The sequence below is a fragment of the Corynebacterium sp. CMW7794 genome, assembly GCF_001563605.1.
In the GTDB taxonomy this organism is placed as follows: Bacteria; Actinomycetota; Actinomycetes; order Mycobacteriales; family Mycobacteriaceae; genus Corynebacterium; species Corynebacterium phoceense.
The window spans coordinates 20,600-29,918 of the sequence record NZ_KQ961734.1; the positions used below are offsets into that span (position 1 = coordinate 20,600).

Sequence of the window (9,319 nt, forward strand, 5' to 3'; positions counted from 1 at the left end):
AATACGACTACTGTACCAGCAGCTTTAGCTCACGCTTAGCGGCCACCATTCGTAACCGAGTTGAAGGCGTTGCCCAAATCGCTGAGGAACTTCCATTCGCGGATTTGGATATCGGCGTCCTTACGGATGGTTTGGCCAGACTGGGCGGAGGACCATGCGATGCGGCCAGCGTCCGTGGGCACCGGCGTGTTGACGACCTCGCCCTTGGTGAACGAACCGGTCCAGCCCAACTGCTTGAGGGCCGACTTGGCATCGGACTCCGTCATGCGGACGAGATCGGGCACCGCAATGAGCATGCCGTTGGAGACCTGGAGGGTGATGGTGTCGCCCGCCTTGGCGTTCGACGTATCCGGCATGGAGAGCACCGTGCCTTCCGGCTTGGTGGAGTCGACCATCTGGATCTGAACCTTGAGATCCTGGCCCTCGAGGGTGGACTTGGCGTCCTCGACGTTGAGGCCCTTTATATCCGGAACGGAGACATCCTCCGGGCCGGTAGACACGGTGATGCGGACCTTGGAACCCTTGGACAGCTGGGATCCACCCGCGGGGTTCTGCGAGATGATCTGGCCCGTAGGGATGTCTTTATTGGATTCCTCGGTGACGGTGTCATCGAGCTCCAGGCCTGCGTCCGTGAGGGCTTGGGTGGCCTCGTCGACGTTCATGCCCGTGATATCCGGAACGTCCGTGATCTCCTTGCCGGAGGACACGGTGAGGATGACCGTGGAGTTCTTTTGCAACTCCGAGCCTGCCGCAGGGTTGATGCGGATGGCGCGGTCGCGCGCGACGTCGTCATTCGGCTCTTGGTTTACCTGGACGAGCAGGCCCATCTCCTCGAGTTCCTTGACGACCTCGGCGCGGGGGCGGTTCTCGACCTCGGGGATGATGACCATGTTTGCCTGGCGCGCGGCCTCGGCGCGGCGGTCAGCTTCTTGCTGCTTGAGGTCCCGGGAGTTCTGGTAAAAGTCCCAGCCGAAGTAGCCCACGGTTCCGATGAGCGCGGCGGCGAGCAGAGCAGCCAGCCACTTGAGGCCGGAGCCAGACTTCTCAGTGCCCGTGGGGCGCGTCGAAGCGACCGGCGCGTGCGTGATCGTCGTCGGTGCGTCGTCTTCTGCGGAAATGTGCGTGCGCGCGGCTTGGGTGACGGCGCCGCGGGAGAGGCGCTCGAGATCGCCGGCCATCTCCCATGCGGACTGGTAACGGTCTGCCGGGTGCTTGGCCATGGCGGTGAGCACGACGGCGTCGATATTGACGCGCTGGGTGGGGGAGAGTTCCTCGATGTACTCGGACGGCGGAACCGGATCCTCCTGGACGTGCTGGTAGGCGACGGCGAAGGGGGTCTCACCTTCAAAGGGCGTGCGGCCGGTGACGGACTCGTAGAGCACGCAGCCGAGCGCGTAGACATCGGAGCGGGCGTCCGCCGTCTTGCCGCGGGCCTGCTCCGGCGAGAGGTATTGCGCGGTGCCGATGACAGCGGAGGTCTGCGTCATGGCGGACGTCGAGTCATCGAGGGCACGAGCGATGCCGAAATCCATGACCTTCACCTGGCCGGTGTTGGTGAGCATGATATTCGCCGGCTTGACGTCGCGGTGGATAATGCCGGCCTCGTGGGAGGCCTGGAGCGCGTCCGCGACCGGCTTGAGGATTTCCGCAGCCTCCTCCGGGGTCATGGGGCCGTCTTCGGTGATGATGTCGCGCAGCGTGCGGCCGTTGACGCGTTCCATCACGATGTACGGGATGGCAACATTGGAGGACATGTCCTCGCCGGTGTCGAAGACCTGCACGATATTGGGATGATTGAGCTTGCCGGAGTTCTGGGCCTCTCGGCGGAAGCGCTCACGGAAGTTGACGTCCCGTGCCATTTCGGGGCGCAGCATCTTTACCGCTACGCTGCGGCCGAGGCTCGTGTCCTCGGCGGCGTACACCTCCGACATGCCGCCGGAGCCGATGACCTCGCCAAGCGAATAACGGTCATTGAGCATTACTTCTGCATACCTTCCTGACAAGTTCCTTAACGGTGACTTGCCATATTAAAGAGTCGCGCTGGGGTTTGTTGCGAAATGCGTCGGGTTAACGCTTAAAGAGTCTAATGGGTTGACCTCAGTTTCCACGGTATTGGGAGCCTCCGTGGTTGTGGGAGCTTGCGTGGTGAACTCGGGTTGTTCCTCCTGCGTCGTTTCATCCACGGGAGCGGGCGGCTTCTGCTCTTCCTCCGCAGGCGGCTCAGCCGGAGCCTTCGTCTCCGTCACGGTGGGTGCCTCGTGCGTGCGGTGTGTGGGCGTGCGTTGGGACTTGGTCGGTGCTGCCGGAGCCGTGGAGCGATCAGGTTGCTCGTCTTCCGTCGACGAAACGGTTTCCGTGACGACGATGGGATCTGCGGAGGTCGGCTCTGTTGATTCGCCGTCGTCACCGCCGGTGAGTGCCGTCGCTGCCCAAATGCCGCCGCCGAGGAGGGCAGCGGCGCCGAGGATCCAGGGGAGGATGGGCTTTTTCTCTGAGACCGCGACTGCGGCCGGTTGCGTCGTGGTGGGCTGCGCCGCATTGGCGAGCATCTCCGTCGACGCGGTGGGTGAGGGCGGCTCGGCGATATCGGGAACCGGAGCGCCGGCCGGCTCGGGTGGACGCTTGCCAAAACGAACCTGGGAGATGGCGAGCGCGAACTCGTTGCCATCCGCGTAGCGGCGCGCGGCGTCCTTGCGCAGCGCGATGCCGATGAGCTCGCGGGCCTGCGCGGAAATTGTGGTGGGCAGCGGCTCAGCGACCTTGGAAATGTGGGCGAGCGCGACGGACACCGACGAGTCGCCCGAGAAGGGCCGCTTGCCAGAGAGCATCTCGTAGCCGACGACGCCGAGCGAGTAGACGTCCGAGGCCGGGGACACTGCGTGGCCTTGGGCTTGCTCCGGGGAGACGTACTGCGCGGTGCCCACGACCATGCCGGTGCGGGTGAGCGGGACAGCGGCCGCGGCCTTCGCGATGCCGAAGTCGGTGACCTTCACCTGGCCGTTTTGCGTGATGAGCAGGTTGCCTGGCTTGATGTCGCGGTGGACCATGCCCATGCGATGGATCACGGAGAGACCGTGCGCGGCCTGTTCCATGACGTCGAGGGCGAGTGCCTCGGGCAGCGCGCCTTCGCGGGCAAGGAGGTCCGCGAGGGACTCGCCGCGGACGTATTCGAGCGCCATGAAGCAGAACATGGCGCCGTTCGTGTCCTTGAGCTCCCGGTAGTCGTAGGTGGCGACGACGTTGTCCGAGTCGATCTGCTGGGCGGACTGTGCCTCGTTGCGGAAGCGGCCGAGAAATTCTTTGTTGTCCGAGAATTCCGGGCGCAGCACCTTGATGGCGACCTCGCGCTGGTGGACGTTGTCATCCGCGAGCCACACGGTGGACATACCGCCGTGGCCGATGACCCACTGGAGGGTGTAATCGGAGCCGATGAGCTCTTGCAAGCGTTCCTGTTCCATGGGCGACTAGCCCTCCGTTCCGGTGTAAGCGCGCAGGATTGCGCGGCCGATGGGGGACGAGACTTGGCCGCCGGTGGCGCCCTCGCCGAGGTGGCCGCCGTCCTTGACGACGACGGCGACGGCGATGTCCTTCTCCGGGTCGTAGGCGACGTACCAGACGTGCGGGGGAAGTCCATCTCCGTGCTCGGCCGTGCCCGTCTTCGAGGCAAAACCGTTGCCGTCATAGCCGTAGGTGGCCTGCTCAGAGCCGAACATGAGGTCCTGGATGGTTGCGGCGGTCTCCTCGGAAATGGCGGTGGCGGCGACCTTGGGCTTGGTGACGGTGACGTCTTCCATCTGGGCGTTGGTCACCTTGTTGACGAGGTACGGCGTCATGCGCACACCCTTGTTGGCGATGGTGGAGGCCATGCTTGCCGCTTGGAGCGCGGACATGGTGACGTCGCGCTGGCCGATGGCGGACTGCGCGGTGGCGGAGGCATCCGCGAGATCGCCCAGCGTGCCGGAGGACATGTCGACACCCAAGTCATAGTCCTGGCCCACGCCGAAAGCGTCTGCGTACTTGCGCAGTTCGTCCGCGCCGATGGACTCGCTCATCTCCACAAACGCGGTATTGCACGACAGGGAGAAGGCGGTGCGCAGCGTGACCTGCGCGGAGCCGCCGCACATCTGGTTGCCGTAGTTGGTCAGCGTCGTCACGTTGTCGGGTAGCGTGATCGAATTTTGGCCCGTGAGCGTCGAGTCCGGCGTGAAGCCGTTGTTGAGTCCCGCGGCCGAGGTGATGATTTTAAAGATCGATCCGGGAGGCAGTGTCTCCTGCGTCGCGTGGTTGATGAGCGGGTTGCCAGGTTGCTCCTGGAGCTGCGCCCACGTGTCCGCGCCGGTGTCCTCGTTGGTGACGTCCGCGGCGGAATAGCTCGGCGAGGACGCGAGCGCGAGGATCTTGCCGGTCGAGGGCTGGAGGGCCACGGCCGCACCGTTGTAGCCAGCGTTCGTGAGCTGGTCGTACGCGAACTGCTGGAGCTGCGGGTCGATGGTGACCTCGACGTTCGCGCCGAGCGGCTGCTTGCCGGAGAGCTGGTCGAGCCAGTTCTGGCCCATGAGTGAGTCGTCCGTACCGTTCAAGACGTTGTTATACGAGGACTCGAGTCCCGAGGCGCCGAACTGCGAGGACAGGTAGCCCGTGACGGGCGAGTAGGCTGCCGATGCCGCCGGGTAGCTGCGGGTATAAATTCCCTCCGCGTCCGCAGTGGACTGGGCGAGCACGGTGCCGCCGGAGTAGATCTGCCCGCGCGGGGTGGTCTGCATTTCGTAGAAGCCACGCAGGTTCTTGGGGTTATCCGCATACTTCTCATCGGAGAAAGCCTGGACGACGGTGAGCCGCACGAGCAGGATGGCGGTCAACAGGATTGCAAAGATCGCAGCGAGCCGGATCGACTTGTTCATCGGTGTGCCTCCTGGACGGCCGGGAACATGGACGTATCGCTGGACTGCGCTGCGGTGTGCTCGACCGCGGGCCTGCGTGCGGAATTGGAGATGCGCAGCAGGATGCCCAGCAAGATGTAGTTAGCCATGAGAGAGGAGCCGCCCGCGGACATGAACGGGGTCGTGAGACCCGTCATGGGCAGGAGTGCGGAGATGCCGCCGGTGACGACGAAGACCTGGATGGCGATGGTGAGCGCGAGGCCCGCCGCGACGAGCTTGCCGTACGTGTCGCGCACGCGCAGCGCCGTGTGGAAGCCGCGGGAGCACAGTATGCCGAAGAGGATGAGCACCGCGCCGAGACCGATGAGACCGAACTCCTCGCCGATGCCCGCGAGGATGAAGTCCGAGTGCGCCACGGGGACGATTTCCGGGTGACCTTGGCCCAGACCCGTGCCGGTGATGCCGCCGGAGGACATGCCAAACAGCGCCTGCGAGAGCTGGTATCCGCCGGAATCATAATTGCCCAAAGGATCCAAGAAGTTGGAGAAACGGTTCTGGATCTTGTCCGAGATTTGGTAGATGCCGTAGGCGCCGATGGCGACCAGGAAGAGACCGATGGCCAGCCACGAGACGCGGCCGGTGGCCATGTACAGCATGCCCAGCACCGTCGAGAAGAGGAGCAAGGCCGGACCAAAGTCGTTGGAGATGCCCATGATGGCAATCGCGATGGCCCACACCACGAGGATGGGCGCGAGATCGCGCAGGCGCGGGAGCGAGACGCCGAGGAACTTATAGCCCGCCACGGTAAACAGGGAGCGCTTCTGCGTGAGCAGCATGGCGAAGAACAAGATGAGCAGGATCTTCGACAGCTCGCCCGGCTGCAAGGAGAAGGGCCCCAGCCACAGCCAGATGCGGGCTTCGGCATCCGGCGGCTGCGGCCACACGAGCGGCAGGGCGAGAAGGATAAGACCGAGCGCACCCAAGATGTAGGAGTATCGCGTGAGCGATTTGTGGTCGCGGAGGAGCACGAGGACGAGGACAAAGAGCACGATGCCCGCGATGGTCCACATGATTTGGCGCGACGCGAGTCCCCAGCCATTGGCGAGGTCGAGGCGTGCAAGCATGATAAGCCCCATGCCGTTGAGCAGGGCGACGATGGGCAGCATGATTTGGTCCGCCCACGGCGCGAGGAAGCTGAGCGCTATGTGTGCGACGGCGAAGACGCCCACGAAGCCGCCAATGAGATAGAACAGTTCCGTGGTGAGTGAATTGCCTTGAGAGAGTTCGAGAGCGACGAGAATAAAGGAGAATACGACCGTGGCGAGGAGCAGCAGCCCCAGCTCGGTCCCGCGAAAACGGGCCTTCATTTACTTCACCTCCCGGCAGTTAACTCCCGGTTCAGATTGGATTGTGGATGTGGGCGACGGAGCCGCCGATGACGACGGCTGAGCAGACGAAGCAGCGGACGGCGCAGCAGACGTGGTAGCCGACGGGGTGGCCGAGGCCGAGCGCTTGGGGGCATCGGCAGGCTTTGTCGACGCCTCGCACACCGGCAGGGTCTTCTCCGCCAGGCGCACGAGCTGTCCCTGTACCTCGTCATAGGAGCCGGCGCCGAGGTTGGCCGCCGCGCTGCGCTCCGAGGCCGGAAGGGCCTCGAGCGTGAACGGGGAAAAATCGCCCGTGCAGTCTGCCGTCCTGAGCCCCAGCTCACCCTTCTCGTTGAGGCAGGCGTGCTGGTAGGTGGAGTGCAGCGCGCGGCCGAAGAGCTCGAAGTCCGTGCCCTGCTGGACGGTGATCTCTCCGTCCGTGGCGACGTAGTAGCGGTCCGTCATGGCGTTCTTCGCCCACAGGCCGGCGGCGACGACGGCGATGAGGACGACGAGGATGGACGAGACCACGATCCAGCCGAGTTTGCCCCGTGGGGCAGGCTCCGAATCCTCGGAGCCCCCCTCACCGTCCTTATCGCCGACATGCGCCATGGTCTGTGCGGTGGTCGACGGGACGGCGCGGTTAAGCTTCGCCGCCCGCGAGGCCGCGGAATCCGGATGCGTGGGCTCCGGCAGCTCGCCGGCGATAGCGCCCACGAGGTGCGGGGACGAAGCTTCGCTGGAGCCCTCCACGACCTCGGCGATAACGACCGTCACGTTGTCCGGGCCGCCGGAACGCAGCGCGAGCTCGACGAGCATCTGTGCGGCATCCTCCACGCTGCCCTGCTTGAGCGCGGACTCGATGGTGGTCGCCGTGACGGGATCCGACAGGCCGTCGGAGCACAGGAGAAGGCGGTCGCCGACCTTGGCGTCGAGCATAAACAGCGTGGGCTCGACGTCGTGGCCGGTATACGCCTTCAAAATCAGGGACTTTTGCGGGTGCGACGAGACGTCCGCCGGGTCGAGCTTGCCCTGGTCCACGAGCGACTGGACGAAGGTGTCGTCCTTCGTAATCTGCTCGATCTTGCCGTCACGCAGACGGTAGCCACGGGAGTCACCCACGTGGATGACGCCGAACTCGGAGCCGTTGAACATGAGCGCGCTGAGCGTCGTACCCATGCCCTCGGTCTCTGGGTGCTCGTCGACGTGGCGCTTGATGTCCACGTTCGCATCGCGGGCGCTTGCGGCCAGGATCGACAGCATGTCGTTGCCGCCCGGGTCCTTATCAATCCGCTCGAGGCGCGTGATCATGAGCTGCGAGGCGACCTCGCCGGCGGCGTGGCCGCCCATGCCGTCCGCGAGTGCGAGCAGCCACGTGCCGCCGTATGCGGAGTCCTCGTTATTGCCGCGGACGAGGCCGCGGTCGGAGAGGGCCGTTACTTTGAGTTTCATGGCATCAGCCTTACTGTGGTTCGACCCATCTTGATATCCGTGCCCACGCCCACGCGTTCGGGCTGGTCAATGCGCACGCCGTTGACGAACGTGCCATTGCGGGACTCCAAATCTTCCACGAACCAGTCGGAGCCGCGGCGGAAAAGCCGCGAATGCCGTGCGGACGAGTAATCATCGCCCGTCACGAAGTCGCACTCGTTGGCGCGGCCCAGCACCAGGTCCTCGAGCGTGCCTAGCGCCATGTGGGAGCCCTGCAGCGGGCCCTCCACGATGGAGATCTGGTGCGCCGCCTCCTTGCGGTGCGGCGTGCGCGCCGGGCTTGCCGATGCCGTCACGGCCGCCGCCTTGTTTGCGTCACGGCGCATGGCATTGAGGGCTACCAGGATAAAAATCCATAGCAGCGCCAGGATTGCGATGCGCAGTCCGAGCAATACAACGGAGGACACGTGGTGCCGCCTTCCTGGAAGTTGAAGAAAATCTAGTTATCGAGACCCGTGATACGGACCTCGATGTGCGAATGCCCCATAGTAATCACATCGCCGTCAGCGAGAAGCCAGTTTTCAATGGGGGTGTCGTTGACGGTCGTGCCGTTCGTCGACTGCAGATCGACGAGCACCGCGTCCTGGCCGTTCCACGTGATTTCCGCGTGCTGACGGGAGACACCGGTATCGGGCAGGCGCAGGTCCGCGTCCGTGGAGCGGCCGATAATATTCGAGCCCTCGTGCACTTGGTACGTGCGCGAGGAGCCGTCCTGCAGCAGCAGGTTGACGCTCGGGCCGCTGCCGGGATTGTCCGGCATGCGCGCGGCACGGAATGCCGTGGTTGCGGCTTCGGGATTGTTGTACTGATCAGTCATCTCGTCCTCCTGAGAGTCGCCCTCCTGCGGGGTGGGCTCGTGGAAAATGGCGTCGTAACCGGTTTCCTCGCCCGGCTCGTGGTCAATAAAAGAAGACACGCGCAGCTGTCCCGTGCGTAGTCCCGACTCCTCCGCGATGCGGACGATGACGGGTCCGGCGAGCGCCCAGCCTTTGTTGCGCATGAAGCGCCCCAGCTGGTCCGCCAAGAGCTCGGGAAGGTCAGCGTCGCGCGACAAGTTCTCAATATCCTTGGAGCTCACCGCGACGGTGACCACGTTGGGTCCGTAGAGCAACCCGTCGTCGCCGCGCGTGAGATTGTCCTGGGCTTCCTGCTTGAGGAGCTCCTCGATCTCTGCGGGAACGACGCGGCCGCCAAAGACGAACGCCATGCCGTTGTCGAGTCCGCGCTGCATGGCGGAGTCAAGCTTTGCGAGCCTGCCCATGATTCCCATTGGCGCGGACCTCCTTTACCACTGTGACTTGTAATGGATTATCAAATAACGTGCCTAAGTATAGGGGCAATGGGCAGATCCAACGAAGAACCGTGCGGACACGCTGGGGATTTTTTGGTCTGTGCCTGCGGATTTGTTAAAAACACTAACCCCCGTGCTATCTTTATTTAGTCGCCAAGACATATCAAAACCCTGCCCGGGTGGCGGAATTGGCAGACGCGCTGGCTTCAGGTGCCAGTGTCCTTATAGGACGTGCGGGTTCAAGTCCCGCCCCGGGCACAGTGAGCAGTTGAACAAACTGCACCACCGGA

At 64.1% G+C, this 9,319-nt stretch carries 7 protein-coding genes and 1 tRNA gene; 1 reads left to right on the forward strand and 7 read right to left on the reverse strand.

Annotated features, from left to right (window positions below):
- Positions 1-35 precede the first annotated feature (35 nt).
- The 7 genes from pknB to HMPREF3227_RS06035 are packed head-to-tail and all read right to left on the reverse strand — an operon-like array spanning position 36 to position 9,008.
- Positions 36-1,979 carry a Stk1 family PASTA domain-containing Ser/Thr kinase gene (pknB, locus tag HMPREF3227_RS06005; RefSeq protein WP_066492814.1) on the reverse strand — a complete coding sequence of 648 codons (1,944 nt, stop codon included), beginning with the start codon at positions 1,977-1,979 and terminating at the stop codon, positions 36-38.
- Between the two features lie 48 nt (positions 1,980-2,027).
- Complete coding sequence (locus HMPREF3227_RS06010) at positions 2,028-3,458, reverse strand: serine/threonine-protein kinase (RefSeq protein WP_066511188.1); 1,431 nt, start codon at positions 3,456-3,458, stop codon at positions 2,028-2,030.
- A gap of 6 nt (positions 3,459-3,464) precedes the next feature.
- Entirely contained in the window at positions 3,465-4,901 is a 1,437-nt protein-coding gene (locus tag HMPREF3227_RS06015) for a peptidoglycan D,D-transpeptidase FtsI family protein (protein ID WP_066492826.1), read from the reverse strand.
- Positions 4,898-6,247, reverse strand: coding sequence for an FtsW/RodA/SpoVE family cell cycle protein (locus tag HMPREF3227_RS06020; RefSeq protein WP_066492827.1), 1,350 nt, complete (start codon positions 6,245-6,247; stop codon positions 4,898-4,900). Before HMPREF3227_RS06020 ends, HMPREF3227_RS06015 begins: the two co-directional genes overlap by 4 nt.
- Positions 6,248-7,699 (reverse strand): PP2C family protein-serine/threonine phosphatase, encoded by a 1,452-nt coding sequence (locus tag HMPREF3227_RS06025; RefSeq protein ID WP_066511198.1) that lies wholly within the window; start codon positions 7,697-7,699, stop codon positions 6,248-6,250.
- Entirely contained in the window at positions 7,696-8,145 is a 450-nt protein-coding gene (locus tag HMPREF3227_RS06030; RefSeq protein WP_066492831.1) for an FHA domain-containing protein FhaB/FipA, read from the reverse strand. The genes HMPREF3227_RS06025 and HMPREF3227_RS06030 overlap by 4 nt, the downstream gene beginning before the upstream one ends.
- A 32-nt stretch (positions 8,146-8,177) precedes the next feature.
- Positions 8,178-9,008 (reverse strand): DUF3662 and FHA domain-containing protein, encoded by an 831-nt coding sequence (locus tag HMPREF3227_RS06035; RefSeq protein WP_066511203.1) that lies wholly within the window; start codon positions 9,006-9,008, stop codon positions 8,178-8,180.
- A 194-nt stretch (positions 9,009-9,202) separates the two neighbouring features.
- On the opposite strand from HMPREF3227_RS06035, the gene HMPREF3227_RS06040 reads away from it, so the two are divergent.
- A tRNA-Leu gene (locus HMPREF3227_RS06040) sits at positions 9,203-9,287 on the forward strand.
- The last annotated feature ends 32 nt before the right edge of the window (positions 9,288-9,319 follow it).

Excerpts from the sequence above, each read along its gene's own strand:
- pknB (WP_066492814.1), bottom strand. The coding sequence starts at position 1,979 with ATGCTCAATGACCGTTATTCGCTTGGCGAGGTCATCGGCTCCGGCGGC.
- HMPREF3227_RS06010 (WP_066511188.1), bottom strand. The coding sequence starts at position 3,458 with ATGGAACAGGAACGCTTGCAAGAGCTCATCGGCTCCGATTACACCCTC.
- HMPREF3227_RS06015 (WP_066492826.1), bottom strand. The coding sequence starts at position 4,901 with ATGAACAAGTCGATCCGGCTCGCTGCGATCTTTGCAATCCTGTTGACC.
- HMPREF3227_RS06020 (WP_066492827.1), bottom strand. The coding sequence starts at position 6,247 with ATGAAGGCCCGTTTTCGCGGGACCGAGCTGGGGCTGCTGCTCCTCGCC.
- HMPREF3227_RS06025 (WP_066511198.1), bottom strand. The coding sequence starts at position 7,699 with ATGAAACTCAAAGTAACGGCCCTCTCCGACCGCGGCCTCGTCCGCGGC.
- HMPREF3227_RS06035 (WP_066511203.1), bottom strand. The coding sequence starts at position 9,008 with ATGGGAATCATGGGCAGGCTCGCAAAGCTTGACTCCGCCATGCAGCGC.